General features: G+C 70.0%; 22 protein-coding genes and 2 tRNA genes. 13 read left to right on the top strand and 11 right to left on the bottom strand.

The window, feature by feature from the left end:
- Positions 1–231: 231 nt before the first annotated feature.
- From rsmG to rpmH, 6 genes are all read right to left on the bottom strand, one after another.
- Entirely contained in the window at positions 232–942 is a 711-nt protein-coding gene (gene rsmG, locus AB0B97_RS08440) for a 16S rRNA (guanine(527)-N(7))-methyltransferase RsmG (protein ID WP_357492089.1), read from the bottom strand.
- 203 nt (positions 943–1,145) lie between these two features.
- A complete protein-coding gene (locus tag AB0B97_RS08435; RefSeq protein WP_357491715.1) occupies positions 1,146–1,760 on the bottom strand; it encodes a R3H domain-containing nucleic acid-binding protein in 615 nt (204 codons plus the stop codon).
- 213 nt (positions 1,761–1,973) lie between these two features.
- Positions 1,974–2,960 carry a membrane protein insertase YidC gene (yidC, locus tag AB0B97_RS08430; RefSeq protein WP_357491713.1) on the bottom strand — a complete coding sequence of 329 codons (987 nt, stop codon included), beginning with the start codon at positions 2,958–2,960 and terminating at the stop codon, positions 1,974–1,976.
- Complete coding sequence (gene yidD, locus AB0B97_RS08425) at positions 2,957–3,250, bottom strand: membrane protein insertion efficiency factor YidD (RefSeq protein ID WP_007453899.1); 294 nt, start codon at positions 3,248–3,250, stop codon at positions 2,957–2,959. The genes yidC and yidD overlap by 4 nt, the downstream gene beginning before the upstream one ends.
- On the bottom strand, positions 3,247–3,663 hold the full coding sequence (gene rnpA / locus AB0B97_RS08420; RefSeq protein ID WP_357491711.1) for a ribonuclease P protein component: 417 nt from the start codon (positions 3,661–3,663) through the stop codon (positions 3,247–3,249). Before rnpA ends, yidD begins: the two co-directional genes overlap by 4 nt.
- A gap of 34 nt (positions 3,664–3,697) precedes the next feature.
- Positions 3,698–3,835 carry a 50S ribosomal protein L34 gene (rpmH, locus tag AB0B97_RS08415; protein WP_007453904.1) on the bottom strand — a complete coding sequence of 46 codons (138 nt, stop codon included), beginning with the start codon at positions 3,833–3,835 and terminating at the stop codon, positions 3,698–3,700.
- Between the two features lie 630 nt (positions 3,836–4,465).
- On the opposite strand from rpmH, the gene dnaA reads away from it, so the two are divergent.
- The 5 genes from dnaA (at position 4,466) to AB0B97_RS08390 (ending at position 10,987) form a co-directional block, all read left to right on the top strand.
- A complete protein-coding gene (gene dnaA / locus AB0B97_RS08410) occupies positions 4,466–6,313 on the top strand; it encodes a chromosomal replication initiator protein DnaA (protein ID WP_357491709.1) in 1,848 nt (615 codons plus the stop codon).
- 795 nt (positions 6,314–7,108) lie between these two features.
- A complete protein-coding gene (gene dnaN / locus AB0B97_RS08405; RefSeq protein WP_234588696.1) occupies positions 7,109–8,242 on the top strand; it encodes a DNA polymerase III subunit beta in 1,134 nt (377 codons plus the stop codon).
- A gap of 40 nt (positions 8,243–8,282) precedes the next feature.
- The gene (gnd, locus tag AB0B97_RS08400) at positions 8,283–9,155 is read left to right on the top strand and encodes a phosphogluconate dehydrogenase (NAD(+)-dependent, decarboxylating) (protein ID WP_357491707.1); all 873 of its coding nucleotides are present in this window, start codon (positions 8,283–8,285) and stop codon (positions 9,153–9,155) included.
- A 16-nt stretch (positions 9,156–9,171) separates the two neighbouring features.
- Positions 9,172–10,305 carry a DNA replication/repair protein RecF gene (recF, locus tag AB0B97_RS08395; RefSeq protein ID WP_357491705.1) on the top strand — a complete coding sequence of 378 codons (1,134 nt, stop codon included), beginning with the start codon at positions 9,172–9,174 and terminating at the stop codon, positions 10,303–10,305.
- Positions 10,295–10,987 (top strand): DciA family protein, encoded by a 693-nt coding sequence (locus AB0B97_RS08390; protein ID WP_357491703.1) that lies wholly within the window; start codon positions 10,295–10,297, stop codon positions 10,985–10,987. The genes recF and AB0B97_RS08390 overlap by 11 nt, the downstream gene beginning before the upstream one ends.
- Before the next feature lie 9 nt (positions 10,988–10,996).
- Here the strand turns inward: AB0B97_RS08390 and AB0B97_RS08385 are convergent, their stop codons facing one another.
- A complete protein-coding gene (locus tag AB0B97_RS08385) occupies positions 10,997–11,224 on the bottom strand; it encodes a hypothetical protein (protein WP_234584447.1) in 228 nt (75 codons plus the stop codon).
- Positions 11,225–11,313: 89 nt separating this feature from the next.
- Here AB0B97_RS08385 and AB0B97_RS08380 point away from each other — a divergent pair, with 89 nt between their 5' ends.
- Positions 11,314–11,814: a MarR family transcriptional regulator gene (locus AB0B97_RS08380; protein ID WP_357491701.1), complete on the top strand. Its 501-nt coding sequence runs from the start codon at positions 11,314–11,316 to the stop codon at positions 11,812–11,814.
- On the opposite strand, the gene AB0B97_RS08375 is transcribed toward AB0B97_RS08380, so the two are convergent.
- Entirely contained in the window at positions 11,799–12,353 is a 555-nt protein-coding gene (locus tag AB0B97_RS08375; protein ID WP_234584449.1) for a hypothetical protein, read from the bottom strand. The genes AB0B97_RS08380 and AB0B97_RS08375 overlap by 16 nt on opposite strands.
- A gap of 521 nt (positions 12,354–12,874) precedes the next feature.
- Here AB0B97_RS08375 and gyrB point away from each other — a divergent pair.
- The 6 genes from gyrB (at position 12,875) to AB0B97_RS08345 (ending at position 18,896) form a co-directional block, all read left to right on the top strand.
- Positions 12,875–14,818: a DNA topoisomerase (ATP-hydrolyzing) subunit B gene (gyrB, locus tag AB0B97_RS08370; RefSeq protein WP_234584450.1), complete on the top strand. Its 1,944-nt coding sequence runs from the start codon at positions 12,875–12,877 to the stop codon at positions 14,816–14,818.
- Between the two features lie 130 nt (positions 14,819–14,948).
- Entirely contained in the window at positions 14,949–17,471 is a 2,523-nt protein-coding gene (gyrA, locus tag AB0B97_RS08365) for a DNA gyrase subunit A (protein WP_234584451.1), read from the top strand.
- A 4-nt stretch (positions 17,472–17,475) separates the two neighbouring features.
- Positions 17,476–18,381: a DUF3566 domain-containing protein gene (locus AB0B97_RS08360; protein WP_234584452.1), complete on the top strand. Its 906-nt coding sequence runs from the start codon at positions 17,476–17,478 to the stop codon at positions 18,379–18,381.
- Positions 18,382–18,533: 152 nt separating this feature from the next.
- Positions 18,534–18,607 (top strand) — tRNA-Ile (locus tag AB0B97_RS08355).
- Between the two features lie 42 nt (positions 18,608–18,649).
- Positions 18,650–18,778, top strand: coding sequence for a DLW-39 family protein (locus AB0B97_RS08350; protein ID WP_007453934.1), 129 nt, complete (start codon positions 18,650–18,652; stop codon positions 18,776–18,778).
- A gap of 42 nt (positions 18,779–18,820) precedes the next feature.
- Positions 18,821–18,896, top strand: a tRNA-Ala gene (locus tag AB0B97_RS08345).
- Here AB0B97_RS08345 and AB0B97_RS08340 read toward each other — a convergent pair.
- From AB0B97_RS08340 to AB0B97_RS08330, 3 genes are all read right to left on the bottom strand, one after another.
- A complete protein-coding gene (locus AB0B97_RS08340) occupies positions 18,867–19,166 on the bottom strand; it encodes a tyrosine-type recombinase/integrase (protein WP_357491697.1) in 300 nt (99 codons plus the stop codon). The genes AB0B97_RS08345 and AB0B97_RS08340 overlap by 30 nt on opposite strands.
- Positions 19,167–19,194: 28 nt before the next feature.
- Complete coding sequence (locus tag AB0B97_RS08335) at positions 19,195–19,854, bottom strand: hypothetical protein (RefSeq protein WP_357491695.1); 660 nt, start codon at positions 19,852–19,854, stop codon at positions 19,195–19,197.
- 124 nt (positions 19,855–19,978) lie between these two features.
- Positions 19,979–20,707, bottom strand: coding sequence for an LPXTG cell wall anchor domain-containing protein (locus AB0B97_RS08330; protein WP_357491693.1), 729 nt, complete (start codon positions 20,705–20,707; stop codon positions 19,979–19,981).
- Between the two features lie 114 nt (positions 20,708–20,821).
- On the opposite strand from AB0B97_RS08330, the gene AB0B97_RS08325 reads away from it, so the two are divergent.
- Complete coding sequence (locus AB0B97_RS08325) at positions 20,822–21,151, top strand: hypothetical protein (protein ID WP_357491691.1); 330 nt, start codon at positions 20,822–20,824, stop codon at positions 21,149–21,151.
- The last annotated feature ends 25 nt before the right edge of the window (positions 21,152–21,176 follow it).

Genomic DNA, 21,176 nt, shown 5'->3' with positions numbered 1-21,176 from the left:
GGTCGGTCCGCGCCCCGGTCAACTTGGCCACACCCGCGCTCGCACCCCGGAGCGTACGGCCCCTCGGGAGCGGTCGGAGTCCGCGACGTCCGTCGGCCGCTCCACATTATCGACGCGCGGTCAGCCTACGGCGGACGGGCGTGGCCGGTCCACGTCGGGTTCTCATTCCCTCGTCCATCCGTACCGGTACAACGAGGCAACCCTCCGACCGGACGCCCGATGGCGCGATGGTCAGCGGCGTCGGGCTCGCCCGCCCCGGGAGCGCTTGCTGGCGGCCGGGCGGGCCGGACCGACCATCCGCTCGCGGACGATCTCCACCACGGTCGTGGGCGGGTCGATCACGCCGACCCCACAGAGGTGTACGGCGGCTTCCCCGCCACCGAGCCGCGCCACGACGTCGGCGTGCTCCTCGACCTCGGCGGCGGCGGACGATCCCTTGAGTGCCAGCAGCCGCCCGCCGCGCACGGCGAGCGGGAGGCACCAGGTCGCCAGCCGGTCCAGCGGTGCGACCGCGCGGGCCGTCACCACGTCGCCGCTGATCGGCTCCCGGCCACTCGATCCGCTGGCGGCTTCGTCGGCCCGGCCACGAAACACCCGTACCGACCGGGTCAGGCCGAGCCGTTCGACGACCTCGATCAGGAACGACGTCCGCCGAGCCAGCGGCTCGATCAGAGTGACCGTCAGGTCGGGGCGTGCGATGGCCAGCACCAGACCGGGCAGACCGGCGCCGGAGCCCACGTCGAGCACGCTCGCTCCGGTCGGAATGCGCTCGACCACCGCGGCGCAGTTGAGAAGATGACGGTCCCAGATCCGGGGCGCCTCGCGCGGGCCGATCAGACCGCGGACCACGCCGTCGGTGGCCAGGATTTCGGCGTACGCGGCGGCCAGGTCGAGCCGGTCACCGAAGAGAGTCAGTGCGGCAGGTGCCAGCTCGGGCGGCAGCGCGACGTCCGACGGCGACGGTGTGCCCTCGGTCGAGGCAGCCGCCGGTGGCGGACCGTCAACGGGGACAGCTGAGGACGGGTCGTAGCCCGTCGGGTCGGTGTCGGTGCCGGGGGCGGCACGCCGGACAGCGGACGGCCCGGACGGCGTGCCGCCCGGGCCGGTCACGGTGTCAGCCGTGGTGTCGTCGTGGGTCAACGGAGTCAGTCCGCCGGCCGTACGACGATGCGACGGTTGGGCTCGACGCCCTCCGACTCGCTCTCCACGCCGGCCATGGCGTTGACGACGTCGTGGACGCACTTGCGCTCGAACGCGGACATCGCCTCCAGGCGCACCGGCTCGCCGTACTCCTTGACCTTCTCGACGGCGTTCTTGGCGACGGCGGCGAGTTCCTTACGGCGGTTCGCCCGGTAGCCGCCGACGTCGAGCAGCAGGCGGCTCGGCGTACCGGTCTGCCGGAAGATGGCGAGCCGGGTCAGCTCCTGGAGCGCCTCCAGGGTGGCGCCGCGCTGGCCGACCAGGTTCTGCAGTCGGGCACCGACGACCTCGACCACCGGACGGCCGCCAGCGACCAGCTCATCGATGTCGCCGTCGTAGTCGAGGATGTCGAGCAGCCCTTCGACGTAGTCGGCCGCGATCTCGCTCTGCCGGAACAGGTCGGACTCGCCCACGGACTTCTTCTCACGGCCACCGGCGGTGGCCTCGGTCTCGTCGCCGTCGACCTCGTCGGCCTCGGTGTCGTCGCCGTCCACCGCGAGCGTCGCGGTCTCCTCCTCGTCCAGGGACTGCTCGGCGCGGGGGATGCTGGTCTCGGTCACGGTCTCATCTCCGTACTCGCTCGGCCGGACCGTCGGGTCCGCTGGTTTCCCGGGGCCGGCGGGAGGTCGCCGGTGCCCACGGGCACGTCTGTACGGGCAGTGTCGCCCGTGACCGCGGCCTGCGCGGTCGGTTCCGCCCGGCGCCGGCCGTACGGCGGCTGCGCGGTGCGGGGTCGGGCCGCCGTCGGTTGCCCGACGGCGGCCCTACGGGGGTCAGCCCTGCCGCTTGGCCGGGCGGCTCTTCTTCGGGTTGGCCGGCTTGGCGCCCGGCTTCGGGCCCGCCACCTTCGGGGCGGTCGCCTTGACCGGGGCCACCGGGGCGGCCTTGCCGCGACCGAACAGGCCGCCCGACTTGGCGGGCTGCACCGGCCCGCGAGTGGCGGCGGGAGCGGCTGCCTTCTTGGCGGTCACCGGCGGCGGGAACTTCCGCAGCACCCACTGCTGCTGACCGAGCGTGAAGAGGTTGTTCGTGACCCAGTAGATGATGACGCCGATCGGGAAGATCGAGCCGGAGATCAACAGCGACGCGGGGATGCCGTAGAGCATCAGTCGCTGGATCATCCGCTGCTGCGGGTCCTCGGCCCAACCGGTCTTGAGGATCATCTGGCGGCTGGTCAGGTAGGTGGTGGCGATCATGACCAGGACCAGGACACCGGCGATGATCTTGACCGTGGTGCCGTTGGCGCCGAGACGAGCCAGCTCGTCGGCGCTGGAGCCGAACTTGCCGGCGATCGGGGCGGTGAAGAGCTTGGCGTTCGACGCGCTGTCGAACTGGTCGACAGTCCAGCCGTAGAGCGTCTTGCTCTGCTTGGCCGGGTCGAGGCGGCGCAGCACGTGGAAGAGGCCGAGGAAGACGGGGATCTGGAGGAACATCGGAAGGCAGCCCATGAGCGGGTTGGCCTTTTCCTTCCGGTACAGCTCCATCATCTCTTTCTGGAGCGTCTCCCGGTCACCCTTGTGCTTCTCCTGCAGCTCCTTGACCTTGGGCTGCAGCGCCTGCATCGCCCGCTGGGACTTGATCTGCTTGACGAAGACCGGGAACAGGATCACCCGGACGGAGACCACCAGGAAGACGATGGCCAGGATCCAGGCGAAGTTGGTGCCGATCACCGCGTCGACGGGCACCCCGATGGCGTCCCAGGCGGAGTGCCAGGTCAGCAGGATCCACGAAATCGCGTAGTAGATCCAGTCGAGACTCAATTCGGTGCTCCAGTCACATCGGCACGGCGGCGACCGCCCGGCTCCGGCACCGGGTCATGTCCACCAGGGTGGAAGGGGTGGCAGCGCAACAGCCGCCGGACCGCCAGCGCGGCTCCCCGGAGCGCGCCGTGCCGGGCCACCGCCTCCTGGGCGTACGCACTGCACGACGGGTAGAACCGACAGCGGGCCGGCAGTGCCGGACTTATCCACCGACGGTACGCGATGATGGGCGCGATCAGCACCCTGGCACCGGTTGACGTCGGGCGCGTGGCGGTCGGGTCGGTGCTCACCGGGACCGCCTCTCCCGGGGCGTCCGGGCGACCGCGATGGCGGAGTCCAGGTCCGTGGCGAGCCGGGGGTACGAGGCGTCAGCCGCGGCGGGAAGCGCCCGGACGACAAGGGTGCTGCCGGCGGGCAGCGCGCCGAGCCGCTCCCGGACCAACGCCCGCAGTCGACGCCGGACCTTGTTACGGACCACCGCGTTGCCGACGGCCTTGGACACGACGAAGCCGGCGCGGGCCGGCGCGGAGGGCTGCTCCGCAACGGTGTCCCGCGCCGGCTCCGGCGAGGTCGTTGTGCTGGTCCCGGTGGTCGACGGCATGGTCAGGTGGACCACGATCGCGCCTCGGCCGACGCGTCGGCCACCGCGAACCGCTGCGGCGAAGTCAGTGCTACGCCGCAGTCGCTGTGCGGCGGCCAGCACGACTGCCCACGTCCCCCGGACCAGCCCGGTCGGCTCAGGCCGACAGGGTGGTGCGACCCTTGGCGCGGCGGCTCGAGAGGATGGCACGGCCGGCACGGGTGCGCATGCGCAGCCGGAAGCCGTGGGTCTTCGCGCGCCGGCGGTTGTTCGGCTGGTAGGTGCGCTTGCTCACGTCAGGCTCTCCGTTTTCGTACGCGCCCCGCGCGACGGGATCGCCGGGGTCGTGGGGTGGTCCAGGCCACCTCGACGGTGGCCACCGATCGGTGCTGCCCTGCGGAGCCGAACCTCGGAGGTGCGGGGATGCGACCGCGGACAGCAAGCACCCATCACCCTAGCAGAGGACGAGAGAGCAGCCGCTCCAGCCTACGCAGGGGTGCAATGACCGTCAAACACCCACAGCGGGGGACATCGGGACGCGCCCGGGACCGAAGGGGCGCTTTTCGCTGATGCCGACAAGGCCGCTGCCGCGTCGCCGGTTGATGGGGCAGGGACAACGCTGTTACCGTGCCCGATTGCGGTGAGCGTCGGAAGCTCCGGTCGTCGCGCGCAGGCAAGACCGGACACGCTGGTGAATCGTTCGGCACGGTGAACCCGCTTCAGCGCACGTCCAGGCAGGGGGCAGGTCCCACCCGCGCCCGGCGGGCGACCACAATCGGTCGGTACACAGGCTGTGGATAACCTGTGGACGACCGCTGGTCAGCTGTCCGGGTGGGTGTTGTTCCACCCGCGCACGCGGCGGGCCCGGGACGGCCGGCTGGCAGACAGCGGCGGCCGGGAGCAGAGGCGAGGGGGTGGCACGACGGTGGCCGGTACGACCGACCTTGCCGCGGTGTGGTTGGCGGCGACCGACGAGCTCGCCGACGAGATCATCTCCGCCCAGCAGCGCGCCTACCTCCGGCTGACCCGGCTCCGGGCGATCGTCGAGGACACCGCGCTGCTCTCCGTACCGGACGCGTTCACCCGGGACGTGATCGAGTCGCGGCTCCGCCCGGCGATCACCGAGGCGCTGACCCGCCGGCTCGGCCGGCCGATCCAGGTGGCCGTGACGGTGCGGGTGGCCGAGGACGCCACCGGACGCCCGGCCGGCACCGTCTACCGCAGCACTCCCGAGCCGGGTCTGCTCGACGTCGAGGACCCGCCGTCCGCCCCGCTCGGCGACGAGTACACCGGACGGCCCGCAGCCGACGAGTACAGCGGACGGCCCGCCGCCGACGACGCCATCGGTGAGCAGCAGCGCCCGCCGGCGACCGCCGTACCGCCGCAGCCGGCGGGCCCGCCTCCCGCTCCGGCCGTCGACGGGCACCGGTCCGGCCTGATCCCCGCCAGTCGGGACGGGCAGGAGGCCCTCTTCAGCGCGGCCTTCGTCGAGCCGATGCGGTCGCCCCGACCGGCACCCGAGCGGCGTGGGTACGACGAGCAGGCCGCCCGCCTCGACCCGCCCGGCCCGGACACCCGGCCGTACGAGCCCCGCTACCGCGAGGACGCCGCGTCCCCCCGGGACCAGCACGTGATCCGTTCGCTGCCCCGTGACGGTGCGACGGACAGCGGTCCGGGCCGCAGTGGGATGGAACACCGCGCGGGCGGCCGCGACGACCGCCGCCTGCCCGGCGCCGACACCGGCGGCAACCGGCTGAACCCGAAGTACATGTTCGAGACGTTCGTCATCGGCTCGTCCAACCGGTTCGCCCACGCGGCGAGCGTGGCGGTGGCCGAGTCGCCGGCGAAGGCGTACAACCCGCTGTTCATCTACGGCAGCTCGGGGTTGGGCAAGACGCACCTGCTGCACGCGATCGGGCACTACGCCACGACGCTCGGCAACGCCCGGTCGGTGCGGTACGTCTCGACCGAGGAATTCACCAACGACTTCATCAACTCGCTGCGGGACGACAAGACCAGCGCGTTCCAGCGGCGCTACCGCGACGTCGACATCCTGCTGATCGACGACATCCAGTTCCTGGAGAACCGCGAGCGTACGCAGGAGGAGTTCTTCCACACCTTCAACACCCTGCACAACGCCAACAAGCAGATCGTCATCACCTCGGACCGGTCGCCGAAGCAGTTGGCGACGCTGGAGGACCGGCTGCGGACCCGCTTCGAGTGGGGCCTGCTCGCGGACATCCAGCCACCGGATCTGGAGACGCGCATCGCGATCCTGCAGAAGAAGGCGGCGCAGGAGCGGCTGTACGCCCCGCCGGACGTGCTGGAGTTCATCGCCTCGCGGGTGTCGAACTCGATCCGGGAGTTGGAGGGCGCGCTGATCCGGGTGACCGCCTTCGCCAGCCTGACCCGGTCGACGGTCGAGCTGTCCCTGGCCGAGGAGGTGCTGCGGGACTTCATCCCGGACGGCGCCGGCCCGGAGATCACCGCGGACCAGATCATGGTCTCCACTGCCGACTACTTCGGGGTGAGCCTGGAGGACCTGCGTGGCCAGTCCCGCTCCCGGGTGCTGGTGAACGCTCGCCAGGTGGCCATGTACCTGTGTCGGGAGCTGACCGAGTTGTCGTTGCCCCGGATCGGGCAGGCGTTCGGCGGCCGGGACCACACCACAGTCATGCACGCGGACCGCAAGATCCGCCAGCAGATGGCCGAGCGGCGTTCGCTCTACAACCAGATCGCCGAGCTGACCAACCGGATCAAGCAGAACACCTGAGGGGTACGCCCGCACGACGCGGCGGACACGCCCGGCCGGATCTCCGGCCGGGCGTTCTTTTTCGTCTCCGGCGGGCCTCGGGTGACCTCCCGGGGCGGCTTCGGCTTGACCCTCGACATGGTGCAGGCCACAGGATCGACGCCGTGACCACCTGGATACTCACTCGTTGTCCACAGCTCGTTGTCCACCGTCGGTGGATAACTACGGTCCGTCCTCCGCCAGTTACCCACAGGCTGTGGAGAAACCCTGTGTACGACGCTGTGGACGGCTGGGGACAACGACGTCGTTGTCCACCGATGATCGTCGACCTGTGTACGAGCTGTTGAAGGTTCTGGGGACAACAGCAATGGTGATCTTCCCGGTCGTCCACAGGCATGGGGAGAAAGTCGGTGGATTACCGGTGGACAACCGGTGGACAACGGTGGACAACCAGCCGTCGTCGCCGGGCTGTGGACACACGAGGCAGTTGTACCCCCGGTTCTCCACAGCCAACTCACCGGTGGATAACCTGTCTGAGCTGCGCAGACCCGAGTTCTCCACAGTTTGCACAGGTGCGATGAAGACGATGGGTTATCTCTTCTAAGAGAACAAAAACCAATCATCACCGTTGGGCTTTCTGTGGATCGGGCCGAACGCTGCCGGACAGGCCGGTCAGCATCGACACGATCCACGGGGTCGGGCGCACAGCCGATGTCCCCGCGCCCTAAGGTGCGATGGACACCCGCACGGTCGGGCGGGACGGTAGGCAGCGGTCGGCATGAGAGAGTTGTCGCTGACGTCGACGCGGAGGCATTGATGAAGTTCCGAGTGGAGCGCGACGCGCTCGCCGAGGCCGTGGCGTGGACCGCGAAGAGCCTGCCGAACCGGCCATCCGTACCGGTGCTCGCCGGGGTGATGCTCCGCGTCACCGACGGCAACCTGCGGGTCTCCGGTTTCGACTACGAGGTCTCCAGCCAGGTGACCGTCGAGGTGCAGGGTGACGCCGACGGCGCCGCGCTGGTCTCCGGCCGCCTGCTCGCCGAGATCACCAAGGCGCTGCCGGCCAAGCCGGTCGACATCGCCGCGGTCGGCGCCCACCTCGAGCTGGTCTGCGGCAGCGCCCGGTTCACCCTGCCCACCATGCCGGTGGAGGACTACCCGGCCCTGCCCGAGATGCCGCAGAGCGCCGGCACCGTCGACGCCGCGGCGTTCGCCACGGCGGTCTCCCAGGTGGCCATCGCCGCCGGTCGGGACGAGACGCTGCCGATGATGACCGGCGTCCGCGTCGAGCTCTCCGGCAGCACGCTGTCGATGCTCGCCACCGACAGGTACCGGCTGGCGCTGCGCGAGATCCAGTGGCGGCCCGACGACCCCGACGTGAGCATCAACGCCCTGGTGCCGGCCCGCACCCTGAACGACACCGCCAAGGCGCTCGGCCCGCTGGGTGGCGAGGTCACCCTCGCGCTCGCTCAGGGCGCGGCGGGTGAGGGCATGGTCGGCCTCGCCGGCGGCACCCGTCGCACCACCAGCCGTCTGCTCGACGGCGCGAACTACCCGCCGGTGCGCTCGCTCTTCCCGGCCACCCACAACGCCGAGGCCCGGGTGTCGGTCAGCACCCTGATCGAGGTCGTCAAGCGGGTCGCCCTGGTGGCCGAGCGCACCACTCCGGTGCTGCTCAGCTTCAGCGCCGACGGGCTGGTGGTCGAGGCTGGCGGCTCCGAGGAGGCGCGGGCGAGCGAGGCGATGGAGGCCACCTTCACCGGTGACGCGCTGACCATCGGCTTCAACCCGCAGTACCTCATCGACGGCCTGGCGAACCTGGGTTCGCAGACCGCCGTGCTGTCGTTCGTCGACGCCTTCAAACCCGCGGTGATCTCACCCGCCGGCGAGGATGGCGAGGCCATTCCGGGGTATCGGTACCTCATCATGCCGATCCGCGTGTCTCGCTGATCGCGCCAAGCAACACCCAGATCCACGGAGGTAGGAACAGATGCAGCTCGGCCTGGTAGGACTCGGCCGGATGGGCGGCAACATGCGCGAGCGGTTGCGGGCTGCCGGCCACGAGGTGGTCGGATTCGATCACAACCCGCAGCTGAGCGACGCGGCAAGCCTCGCCGAGCTGGCGCAGAAGCTGGAATCGCCGCGGGCGGTCTGGGTCATGGTGCCCGCCGGCGTCACCGACGCCACGATCGACGAACTCGCCGGGGTGCTCGGCGACGGCGACATCATCATCGACGGCGGCAACTCCCGCTTCAGCGACGACGCTCCCCGGGCCGAGCGGTTGAACGAGCGCGGCATCGGCTACGTGGACGTCGGCGTCTCCGGTGGCGTCTGGGGCCGGCAGAACGGCTACGGGCTGATGGTCGGCGGCGCGCAGGAGCACGTCGACCGGCTCATGCCGATCTTCGAGGCGCTCAAGCCGGAGGGCGAGTTCGGTTTCGTGCACGCCGGCCCGGTCGGTGCCGGGCACTACTCGAAGATGGTGCACAACGGCATCGAGTACGGCCTCATGCACGCCTACGCCGAGGGCTACGAGCTGTTGCACGCCTCCGAGTTGGTGACCAACGTCCCGGGCGTGTTCAAGTCCTGGCGCGAGGGCACCGTGGTCCGCTCCTGGCTGCTCGACCTGCTGGACCGGGCCCTCGACGAGGATCCGGAGCTGGCCGACCTGAGCGGCTACACGGAGGACACCGGCGAGGGTCGCTGGACCGTCGACGAGGCGGTCCGGCTCGCCGTCCCGCTGAACGTCATCACCGCCGCCCTGTTCGCCCGGTTCGCCTCCCGGCAGGACGACTCGCCCGCCATGAAGGCCGTCTCCGCGCTGCGCCAGCAGTTCGGTGGCCACGCCGTCCACAAGCGCTGAGCGGTATCCACACCCTGTGTACGTCCACCGGCTGGAACTGGTCGACTTCCGCTCGTACGAGCGGGTCGCCGTCGACCTCCAGCCGGGGGCGAACGTCCTGATCGGCGCCAACGGCGTCGGCAAGACCAACCTCGTCGAGGCGCTCGGCTACGTGGCGACCCTGGATTCGCACCGGGTCGCCACGGACGCGCCGCTGGTCCGGATGGGCGCCACCTCGGCGGTGATCCGCTGCGCGGTGGTCCACGACGGTCGCGAACTCCTCGTCGAGCTGGAGATCGTGCCGGGCCGGGCCAACCGGGCGCGGCTGGGTCGCTCCCCGGCTCGGCGGGCCCGGGACGTTCTCGGCGCCCTGCGGCTGGTGCTCTTCGCGCCGGAGGACCTGGAGCTGGTCCGTGGCGACCCGGCCGAGCGCCGCCGCTACCTGGACGACCTCCTGGTCAACCGGCAGCCCCGCTACGCGGGCGTACGGGCCGACTACGAGCGGGTCGTCAAGCAGCGCAACGCTCTGCTGCGCACCGCGTACCTCGCCCGCAAGACCGGTGGCTCCCGGGGCGGTGACCTCGGCACCCTCGCCGTCTGGGACACCCACCTGGCCCAGCACGGCGCGGAGCTGCTCGCCGGGCGGCTGGAGCTGGTCGCCGCGCTCACCCCGCACGTCGCGAAGGCGTACGACGCGGTGGCCGCCGGGCGGGGCGCGGCAGGTATCGCCTACCGGCCGTCGATCGAGCTGGCCGAGCCGACCACCGACCGGGCCGCGTTGGCCGAGGCGCTGACCACCGCGCTCGCCGCCTCACGGACCGCGGAGATCGAACGGGGGACCACCCTCGTCGGGCCGCACCGCGACGAGCTGGCCCTGTCTCTCGGGCCGCTCCCCGCCAAGGGGTACGCCAGCCACGGCGAGTCCTGGTCCTTCGCGCTCGCGCTGCGGCTGGCCGGGTACGACCTGCTGCGCGCCGACGGTATCGAGCCGGTCCTGGTGCTCGATGACGTCTTCGCCGAGCTGGACAGCGGGCGGCGGGAGCGGCTGGCGGAGCTGGTCGGCGGGGCGAGTCAGCTGCTGGTCACCTGCGCCGTGGACGACGACGTGCCGGCCGCGCTGCGCGGCACCCGCTATCAGGTAGGCGAGGGGACGGTACGCCGTGTCGGATGAACCGGACGCCAGGCGGTCAGGCGCCAACCGCACCGGCAGCGGCCGGCCGGCCGGTGACGCCGCGAGCGCGCGTACCGCGAGGTCGGGAGCGACCGGAGGCGGTGCCGGCGGCCCGGACGCGGCCGGAAGCGGCGCGGCCGGTGTCGACGGCGGCGGGCCGGCGGACGGTGCGACGGGACCGGAGTTGGCCCGGGCGGTGCTCGACGCCGCGCTGTCGCGCCGGCAGGCGGCGGCGCGCACCCGGCGTGCCCCCGGCGGCGCGGGCGCCGACGGTGCCGGCGGCTCGGGGCGGCGGCTGCGTGGCTACTCCGGCCCCGGCCCTGACCCGCGCGACCCGCAACCCCTCGGTGCGGTGCTGAATCGGCTGGTCAAGGCGCGCGGCTGGCAGCAGCCCGCGGCCGAGGCCACCGTGTTCGGTGCCTGGGAGCGGGTGGTCGGTGCCGAGGTTGCCCAGCACAGCCGACCGGTCAAGCTGGAGAACGGCGAACTGACAGTGGAGGCGCGCTCGACGGCCTGGGCGACCCAGCTGCGGCTGCTCGCCGGCTCGCTGCTCAAGCAGATCGCCCAGGAGGTCGGTCACAACGTGGTGCGCAAGCTGCACATCCACGGCCCGGCCGCGCCGTCCTGGCAGAAGGGGCCGCGCCGGGTGCGCGGTCGGGGGCCGCGCGACACGTACGGCTGAGCGGCCCGCTCAGCGCCGCCGGTCGGCTTCGCGGGCCGCCCGCTTACGTTCGCGCTGCTCCTGGGTGTAGCGCTTGCGCTCGGCCAGGTCGCGTTTCCACGCCTCGCGGGCCTCGGCCGAGCCACCCTGCACGGCGCCCGCGACCCCGTCGGCCGGGCCGGCGAGGTTCCGGAACGTCCACCGCATCAGGCGACCACCCTCGCCCGGGGTCCTGTTCGCCGCGCCGTTCTCGCTCATCGCAGTCCTTCCACGCCGTCAGTTGCCACACCAATGATTGGTACACCAACGATCGCTAGAATAATCAGCATGCAGTCAGCGAGCAACCGATGAGCGGACAGCCGGAGGGCGTCGACCCGTTGGCGCTGGAACAACAGGTCTGCTTCGCCCTGTCGGTCGCCGCACGCAGCGTGGTGGCCGTCTACCGGCCGCTGCTGGAACCGATGGGGCTGACCCACCCGCAGTACCTGGTGATGCTGGCGCTGTGGCAGCACGCGCCGCTGTCCGGCCGCGACCTCAGCCGCCTGCTGCAGCTCGACCCGGGCACCCTGTCACCCCTGCTCAAGCGGCTCGAAGCAGCCGGTTACCTGCGCCGGGAGCGCGACGCCGCCGACGAGCGCAGCCTCGCCGTCACCCTCACCGCCAGCGGCGCGGCGCTGCGCGCCCAGGCCGAACGGATCCCGGCCGCGATCGTGCAACGCCTCGGGCTGCCCGTCGAGGACCTGCGGCATCTGCACGCGGTGCTCACACAGGTGATCGCGGCGGCGAACCGGCCCGCCGGCGACCCGGCCGCCCCGCCGAGCGGGACGGCCGCTCAGGCGTCGGCGTAGACGGCGAAGCCGCGCTCGGCGCAGCGGCGGTAGAACGCCGCCAGCACGCCCAGCTCCGCGCAGGTGAAGTTCCACTGCGGCGGATCACCGCGCTCGTCGCGCAGCGCGTCGAGTCGGGTCTCCAGCCAGCGCAGCTGCTGCTCGGCCAACCGGCCGTCGCCGAGCAGCGCCCGCAGGACCGTACTCACCGAGTCGAAGGTGACCGTCTCGCCGTACTCCCGGTGGCCGGCCACGAACCGCTCGATGCCGCCGGCGATCCAGGCGCAGCCGTCCGGGTCGATCACCGGATCCTCGTCCTCGGCGGCGGCGTCTGTGGCGTACAACACACCTTCGAGGCCGAGCAGGAGATCCACCAGCTCGGTGTACGCGGTCGCCCGGACGGTGCCGGTCTTCGCGATCAGCTCGGCCAGCGCCGCCGTCGGCGCGGAGATCCGCGGCAGGTCGACGATCTCGCCGAAGTCGACGAACTCGGCCGGCGCCACCGGATCGTAGAAGCGGCCGGTCCGCGGCCAGTGCACCGCGACGTTGTCCAGCCCCATCTGTCACCTCTTAATGAGCACGTGTCGGGTCGATCGGGTCGATCGTCCCGGTTCCGGCCGGTAAAGATCAAGGCCGCTTCCGGGGCGCCGCAAACGTACGGCACGGACGATCGGGCCGCGACCCCCGACCCGCCCGAGCGCGGGTCAACCCGTTCGGGGGCGGCGCGTCCGAACGGAGCCTGGCGTGTGGGGGGAGTCGCGGGTAACGGGGTTCTGCCGGCTACGGACATCTCAGCCGCCTCGTTGAGGGTGCCGAGTGGTGGTTCTGTCCTCCGCGCACAGTAGGATTGACAGCGAGACGAAGACCCGGTGCGGGGCGAGGGACGGGGCCGGTGGCCCAGGTTCATTCTCCACTCCGGGTCGAGCCGATCGCGATCCGCGGGCAACCGCGGCGACCGGCGCGTTCGACCCGCTGTCCGGAGGTCTCCGGCGCCGGTCCGCGCGCCGACGTCGCGTCCTGTCCGCCGAACCCGCGCCCGACGCGCCCTCCCGGCGCCGACGACGCGAGAAAGTGGCCGAGGGTGGCAGCGCAGGACAAGCAGGAGTACGGCGCAGAGTCGATCACCGTTCTCGAGGGGCTGGAGGCGGTCCGCAAGCGGCCCGGTATGTACATCGGGTCCACCGGCGAACGCGGTCTGCACCACCTCGTCTGGGAGGTCGTCGACAACGCGGTCGACGAGGCGCTGGCCGGATACTGCGACACCATCGACGTGGTGCTGCTCGCCGACGGCGGCGTCCGGGTCACCGACAACGGCCGAGGCTTCCCCGTCGACCTCCACCCGAAGCTCAAGAAGCCGGGTGTCGAGGTCGCGTTGACCATCCTGCACGCGGGTGGCAAGTTCGACGGCAAGGCGTACGCGGTCTCCGGCGGTCTGCACGGCGTCGGTGTCTCGGTGGTGAATGCGCTCTCCACCAAGATGTTCGTCGAGATCCACAAGTCCGGCTCCGTGTGGCGGCAGCACTACACCAACTCCAAGCCGAGCCCGCTGGAGAAGGGCGAGGCCACCGATCGCACCGGCTCGGCGGTCTCCTTCTGGCCCGACCCCGACGTCTTCGAGACCGTCGACTTCGACTTCCAGACCATCTACCGGCGCCTGCAGGAGATGGCCTTCCTCAACCGCGCCCTGCGCATTCACCTTCTCGACGAGCGGGTGGCCGAGGAGGACGGCCGGCAGCGCGAGGTCACCTTCTACTACGAGGGCGGCATCGCGGACTTCGTCCGGCACCTCAACGCCTCGAAGAGCCCGATCCACAAGACAGTGGTCGAGTTCGAGGCCGAAGAGGAGGGCATGTCCCTCGAGATCGCCATGCAGTGGAACGAGTCGTACGGCGAGTCGGTCTACACCTTCGCCAACACGATCAACACCCACGAGGGCGGCACCCACGAGGAGGGCTTCCGGTCCGCGCTGACCAGCGTGGTCAACCGGTACGGCACCGACAAGAAGCTGCTCAAGGGCGACGAGAAGCTCTCCGGCGAGGACATCCGGGAAGGGCTCGCGGCGATCATCTCGGTCAAGCTGGCCAACCCGCAGTTCGAGGGCCAGACCAAGACCAAGCTGGGCAACACCCCGGTGAAGAGCTTCGTGCAGCGGGTCTGCAACGACCGGCTCGTCGACTGGTTCGACCGCAACCCGGCCGAAGCCAAGATGATCATTACGAAGGCGTCCCAGGCGGCCCGTGCCCGGATCGCCGCGCAGCAGGCGCGCAAGCTGGCCCGGCGCAAGTCGCTGCTGGAGTCCGGCTCGATGCCGGGCAAGCTGGCCGACTGCCAGTCCACCGACCCGCGCGAGTCCGAGGTCTTCATCGTCGAGGGCGACTCGGCCGGTGGTTCGGCCAAGCAGGGCCGCGACCCGCGGACCCAGGCGATCCTGCCGATCCGGGGCAAGATCCTCAACGTGGAGAAGGCCCGGATCGACCGGGTTCTGAAGAACAACGAGGTCCAGGCGCTGATCACCGCGCTGGGCACCGGCATCCACGACGACTTCGACATGGAGAAGCTGCGCTACCACAAGGTGGTGCTGATGGCCGACGCGGACGTCGACGGCCAGCACATCCAGACGCTGCTGCTCACCCTGCTGTTCCGCTTCATGCGTCCGCTGGTCGAGATGGGGCACGTCTACCTGGCCGCCCCGCCGCTCTACAAGATCAAGTGGAACAAGCGGGGCGACGACGCGCAGTACGCGTACTCCGACCGCGAGCGGGACGGGCTCATCGCGCTGCGCCAGCAGAAGAAGCCGAACGCCAAGCCGGACGACATCCAGCGCTTCAAGGGCCTCGGCGAGATGAACTATCCCGAGCTGTGGGAAACCACGATGAACCCGGCGACGCGTACCCTGCGTCAGGTCACGCTCGACGACGCCGCAACCGCGGACGAGTTGTTCAGCGTCCTGATGGGTGAGGACGTCGAAGCGCGCCGGTCGTTCATCCAGCGCAACGCCAAGGACGTGCGGTTCCTGGATATCTGACGGGCCTCGGCGGGCCGGTCGGGCACCACCCGGCCGGCCCGCCGGTCCACAGAGTTATCCACAGGTTGGTCGGTATCCACAGCCGTTATCCACAGCACGAAAACGACTCTGAGTCTGATAAGGGTATACAGTGACCGATTCCCCCGAGTCCACACCGAACGAGCCCGAGGTTCCCGCCGAGGCACTCGCCGCCGTGGTCGCGCACGACCGGATCGAGCCGGTCGGGCTCGAGGTGGAGATGCAGCGCTCCTACCTCGACTACGCGATGAGCGTGATCGTCGGGCGCGCGCTGCCGGACGTCCGGGACGGGCTCAAGCCGGTCCACCGCAAGATCCTCTACGCCATGTTCGACTCCGGCTACCGGCCGGACCGCGGCTACGTGAAGTGCTCCCGGGTCGTCGGCGACGTGATGGGTCAGTTCCACCCGCACGGCGACTCGGCGATCTACGACGCGCTGGTCCGGATGGCGCAGCCCTGGTCGCTGCGCTACCCGCTGGTCGACGGCAATGGCAACTTCGGCTCGCCGGGTAACGACCCGGCCGCCGCCATGCGATACACGGAGTGCAAGCTCGACCCCCTCGCCATGGAGATGCTGCGGGACATCGACGAGGACACCGTCGACCTGCAGGACAACTACGACGGCCGGGCCAAGGAGCCCACGATCCTGCCGTCGCGGATCCCCAACCTCCTGGTGAACGGCTCCGAGGGCATCGCGGTCGGCATGGCCACCAAGATCCCCCCGCACAACCTGCGGGAGATCGGCGCGGCGGTGCAGTGGTGCCTGGAGCACCCCGAGGAGGACGAGGAGACCACCCTCGAAGCCCTGCTCGGCATCGTCAAGGGCCCGGACTTCCCGACCCACGGCCTGATCGTCGGCACGACCGCCATCCAGGACGCGTACCGCACGGGTCGTGGCTCGATCCGGATGCGCGCCGTGGTGGAGGTCGAGGAGGACAAGCGGGGCCGGCCCTGCCTGGTCGTCAGCGAGCTGCCCTACCAGGTCAACCCGGACAACCTGGCCGAGCGGATCGCCGAGCTGATCAAGGAGGGCAAGCTCGCCGGCATCGCCGACATCCGCGACGAGTCCTCCGGGCGTACCGGCATGCGGATCGTGCTGGTGCTCAAGCGCGACGCGGTCGCCAAGGTGGTGCTGAACAACCTCTACAAGCACACCCAGCTCCAGGAGACCTTCGGCGCCAACATGCTGGCGCTCGTCGACGGTGTGCCGCGCACGCTCAACCTGGCCCAGTTCATCCGCTACTACGTCGAGCACCAGATCGACGTGATCCGCCGGCGGACGGCGTTCCGGCTGCGCAAGGCCGAGGAGCGGGCGCACATCCTGCGCGGTCTGGCCAAGGCGCTGGACGCCCTGGACGAGGTGATCGCGCTGATCCGGCGGTCGCCGACGGTGGACGACGCCCGGCAGGGCCTGATCCGGCTGCTGGAGATCGACGAGATCCAGGCGACCGCGATCCTGGACATGCAGCTGCGCCGCCTGGCTGCCCTGGAGCGGCAGCGGATCGTCGACGACCTGACCAAGCTCGAGATCGAGATCGCCGACCTCAAGGACATCCTGGCCAAGCCGGAGCGGCAGCGCCGGATCGTCTCGGAGGAGCTGGGCGAGATCGTCGCCAAATGGGGCGACGAGCGGCGTACGCAGATCATCCCGTTCGACGGCGAGGTCTCGATGGAGGACCTCATCGCCCGGGAGGACGTGGTCGTCACGATCACCCGGACGGGGTACGCCAAGCGGACCAAGGTCGATCTGTACCGCTCGCAGCGGCGCGGCGGCAAGGGCGTCAGCGGCGCCACGCTGCGGCAGGACGACATCGTCAGCCACTTCTTCGTATGCTCCACGCACGACTGGATCCTGTTCTTCACGAACAAGGGCCGGGTGTACCGGGCCAAGGCATACGAGTTGCCGGAGGCCAGTAGGGTAGCCAAGGGCCAACACGTGGCCAATCTGCTCGCCTTCCTACCCGACGAGCAGATCGCGCAGATCATCGAAATCCCGAACTACCAGGTAGCCCCCTATCTGGTACTGGCCACGAAGAACGGCCTGGTGAAGAAGACGCGGCTCGAGGAGTTCGACTCCAACCGTTCCGGCGGAATCATCGCGATCAACCTGCGCGATGAGGACGAGCTGGTCGGTGCTGCGCTGGTGGCGCCGGAGAACGACCTGCTGCTGGTCTCCAAGAAGGCGCAGGCGATCCGGTTCAACGCCTCCGACGAGGCGTTGCGGCCAATGGGCCGGGCCACCTCGGGCGTGATCGGCATGCGCTTCACGGACGACGACGTCCTGCTCGCCATGGAGGTCGTTCGGGACGGCTTGGACGTCCTGGTGGCCACGAACGGGGGATACGCGAAACGTACCCCGATCGAGGAATACCCGGTGCAGGGCCGGGGAGGTAAGGGCGTGCTGACTGCGAAGATCACCGAACGGCGCGGTGGTCTGGTCGGTGCCGTGGTGATCGACCCAGACGACGAGTTGTTCGCGATCACCAGCAACGGTGGTGTCATCCGGACTCCGGTGAAGCCTGTACGCCGTACGCGTGACCGGAACACAATGGGGGTCAAGCTGATGGACCTCCCGGACGGCGTGACTATCGTGGCGATTGCTCGCAATGCCGACGAGCCTGACGAACAGGACTAGTTGAATGACGGAGACACAGGCGAAGTCGGGGAACACGGGGACCTCGGCCAACCCGGTCGACGAGGAGGCCGCCAAGGGCGGCACACCAGCGACCGGCCGCGCGGCCGTGGGCCGGGCCACGGTTCCCGCCGACGCGCCTGCCCCGAAATTCACCCGGGCTCCCGGCATGACACCTCCGCCGGAGCAGACCGGCGAGGACGGGGGATCGGGCGACGCCAAGGCCGAGACGTCGCCTGTCGAGGCACCGACGTCCGCCGGGGTGGCCCCTGCGGCGGCCGCACCGACCCCGGGTCGTCCGACGACCACCCAGCCGACCAACACGCGGCCCGGTCAGGCGACGTCGACCGGGGCCACCGGCACCCAGCCGCGGATCACGCCGGGCATGACCCAGCCGGACTCGGGGCGTACGGCCGCTGGCGGTCGCCCCGCGAGCGGTGGTGGCCTGCCGCCGGGGATCGGCAACGCGTCGGCCGTCGGTGCCGCTCGCGTCGGTGAGGCGGTACGCGCCGCGCGTACCTCGGTCAGTTCGGCGGCGTCCCGCGGTCCGCGTCGGGCCCGGCTGAACCTCAAGCGGATCGACCCCTGGTCCGTGATGAAGTTCGCGTTCGCCGTCTCGGTGGTGCTGTTCATCGTCGTGGTGGTCGCCACGTCGGTGCTCTACCTGGCGCTGGACGCGATGGGTGTGTTCCAGAGCGTCAACGACAGCCTCAGCGACCTGGTCAACGCGGGCGGTGGGCAGAGCACCAGCGGGTTCCAGATCACCGCCAAGGGCGTGATCCTCAGCTCGGCGCTGATCGGCCTGGTCAACGTGGTGCTGTTCACCGCGCTGGCCACGCTGGGAGCGTTCGTCTACAACGTCTGCGCCGACCTGGTCGGCGGGATCGAGCTGACGCTCGCCGAGCGGGACTGAGTGTGACCGGGGCGCCGGGGCACCGCAAAATGCGGTCGCTCCGGCGCCCCGTACTCGGGTAGTTTTTGCAGGCGGCGACGGCCCGGCTCGCAGGTTCGGACCCCGATTTGGGGCCGGCAGAGCGGATGGGTTAATCTTGCTCGTCGCAACGCGGGGCTATAGCTCAGTCGGTTAGAGCGCAGAGCTGATAACTCTGAGGTCGATGGTTCGATTCCATCTAGCCCCACCGCACATCGTCCGACGCTAGTCGAGCGCGAGGGGTCGCCCCATGTTCAAGAAGCTGCTGATCCTGGCCGGCGTCGTCGGCGTGGCTGCCGTCGTCTTCAACAAGGTCAAGGCCGCCAACGACGAGCGTGCCCTGTGGCACGAGGCGACCACCGCACCCGACCTGCGCTGACGTCCGACCGGCGGTGAGCGACGCATCGCCGCCGCCGCTCACGGGGCCCTAGCTCAACTGGCAGAGCACTGCCTTTGCAAGGCAGGGGTTAGGGGTTCGAGTCCCCTGGGCTCCACCAGCACTTTCCTTGGTTGATCTCGGGTCCGAGTACAGCCAAGCCGTCACGCCGTCCCCTCCTCGCCCAGCACCCGGTCGATGGCGAGGCAGCCTGACGAGCCCGCGCCGGCAGAACGTGGCCGTAGCTGTCGGCAGTCATCCGAATCGCGGAGTGCCCGAGCAGCTCCATCACCATCCGCAGCTCCTCGCCCTGGTCGAGCAGGAACGTGGCGAACGCGTCCCGCAGGTCCTGCAGGTGCAGCCAGTCGCAACTGGTGCAGCCGAGGCTCAAGTCGCCACCGAATCCTTAGCTGTCGCCCTCAAGCAACGCCGCCGCGTAGGCCCCACTCATCAAGCCCTGAGTAGATCCGTGCGGTGCGACCCGCAGGGAAGGAAAGGCACTGCGCTTCCCCTGTGTAGATCGCCACCAGCGAGTCAGTGCCCCGCCACCAGGTGTCCGCCAGCCCCATGACCTCTCGCACCGGCTCGTGGTCCTCCAACGCGATGTCATCCACCTCATCGCCGTTGACCTTCGTGATTTGCTTCGCCCAGCTGGCTGCATGGTCAGCCAATGCAAGAGACTCCACCCAACCTTCGATCGAGGCATGTAGAGGAACCCAATCCCCTGCGTGAATCCCGAACTCGCCGGCAGGTCCGATCATGAAGGCATACGGAACGGCTGTCCGCTGTGTGCCAGCTTCAAACCGCCATCCCTCAGTTATCGACCCTTCCGGCGTATGGGCACCGAGGTACCTGGGGCCGCCGTCGTACTGCGGGGCTGGAGGCAAGACCAGACCACCCCAGCGCTCTTGATACACCGCCACCCGGTCGACCTCTGTCGAAGGAATCCCCAGCGCAACCCATCGCTCCCGGCACTGCTCGACCTGCAGGCAGTCGACCTTGACGCCGTTCGCGCGGATGAAGGACCGGGCCCGTAGCGTCAGGCCCTCGGGCACATCGTTGTAGAGATTCAGATTCACCGGGCCGACCCTACTCAGGGTGTCCGGTCAAGAGGATCAACGGACGACACCAACGGCGCTGTAACGCCCTTCAACGCAACGCGCCCGGCCTGACGAGGTGTCGGACCGGGCGCGTCAGACCGGGCTACGCCACGAAGCGGGCGCGGCGCCGGCGTGCGGCCACGAAGCCCACACCGCCGACGAGCAGGAGCGCACCGCCGATGCCGGCGATGGTCGCGGTGTCGGCGCCGGTCAGGGGCAGTCCACCGCCCTCGCCGCCACCAGCGACCGGGCTGGTGGAGGTGGCCGCGGTCGGCGGGACGGTCGACGTCGCGCTCGGCGTCGCGGTGGGCTGCGTCGTCGGCGTCGTCGTCGGCGTCGGGGTGGGCTGGGACGCGCAGTCGAGCGCACGTGCGGCGTACACGCCCTCGTTCAGGTAGGCCAGGAAGGCGTCGACGGATCCGTCGTCGAGCGTCGTCTGCGCGGCCTTTTTCACGTTGGGACCGGCGCCGGTCATCGTCTGCCCCACCTTGATCCGCAGATCCACCTCCCAGATGTTCTGCACGTCCTTCTTGAGGAAGGCGCGCAGGTCGTCCGAGGCGCCGTCCAGCCGCTTCTGAACGGCGTCAGGCAGGGTGGTCAGGGATTCCTTCTTCGCCGTGGCCTGGATCTGGTTGGCCAGCACGCGGAGCTGGGTGTCGGTGGCGGTGTCCAGGTCAACGGTGAACAGCTCGCGGATGTCCTTGAACGTCTTGCGCTCGACCGTTTGGCAGCTCTCGTTGAGGCCGGGCGTAACGCTCTGCGCCACCGCAGGTGCCGCCGGGACCATGAAGGCCAGCGCTATCGCAACGCCGGCCGGGATCTTCCATCGCATGTGGATCTTCCTCCCCGCTGTAGATCAAAGCCCGGAGATACTACCGTCGTGGGTGGATCGGCAGGACCCCGAGAAGCTCGCGTTTACCTGGATCGGCGGCGGGGATCCGCGATCGTGCGGATTGACGTGGACGACCCGAATTCAGCCGAGAACTTCTGGGATGGGATGCGGGAAGCGGCCGCTGCCGCTACGCGGCACCAGGACCGCGACCTCTTCGAGGCGATCATCAAGATCGGCCGGGCGGCCCTGGCTCAGGGTGTCGAACTGGTGCCGTCGAGCGGGTTCTTTCTCCTGTGCCCAGTGTGTGCTGCCCTGTCGGGCCAACGCTGCATAAACGTTCCAGGCCACCCCCTGGACGACAGCAGGCTCCACCCGGAGCGCGTCGAGTTGGCCGAGAAGGCTATGCGAGGAGAGGTGCCGCTTCCCAGACCGCTTCGGTATTGACCTGTCGGGTCGCACATCGGGCTTG

The organism is Micromonospora sp. NPDC049004 (assembly GCF_040649315.1).
In the GTDB taxonomy this organism is placed as follows: Bacteria; Actinomycetota; Actinomycetes; order Mycobacteriales; family Micromonosporaceae; genus Micromonospora.
This window is presented reverse-complemented; position numbering and strand designations above follow the sequence as displayed.

What these genes read in the sequence shown, in the direction of transcription:
- AB0B97_RS08375 (WP_234584449.1), bottom strand. Translation starts at nt 12,353, where the DNA reads ATGGGGCTGGACAACGTCGCGGTGCACTGGCCGCGGACCGGCCGCTTC.
- gnd (WP_357491707.1), top strand. Translation starts at nt 8,283, where the DNA reads ATGCAGCTCGGCCTGGTAGGACTCGGCCGGATGGGCGGCAACATGCGC.
- AB0B97_RS08385 (WP_234584447.1), bottom strand. Translation starts at nt 11,224, where the DNA reads ATGAGCGAGAACGGCGCGGCGAACAGGACCCCGGGCGAGGGTGGTCGC.
- AB0B97_RS08360 (WP_234584452.1), top strand. Translation starts at nt 17,476, where the DNA reads ATGACGGAGACACAGGCGAAGTCGGGGAACACGGGGACCTCGGCCAAC.
- AB0B97_RS08380 (WP_357491701.1), top strand. Translation starts at nt 11,314, where the DNA reads ATGAGCGGACAGCCGGAGGGCGTCGACCCGTTGGCGCTGGAACAACAG.
- dnaN (WP_234588696.1), top strand. Translation starts at nt 7,109, where the DNA reads ATGAAGTTCCGAGTGGAGCGCGACGCGCTCGCCGAGGCCGTGGCGTGG.
- AB0B97_RS08350 (WP_007453934.1), top strand. Translation starts at nt 18,650, where the DNA reads ATGTTCAAGAAGCTGCTGATCCTGGCCGGCGTCGTCGGCGTGGCTGCC.
- AB0B97_RS08330 (WP_357491693.1), bottom strand. Translation starts at nt 20,707, where the DNA reads ATGCGATGGAAGATCCCGGCCGGCGTTGCGATAGCGCTGGCCTTCATG.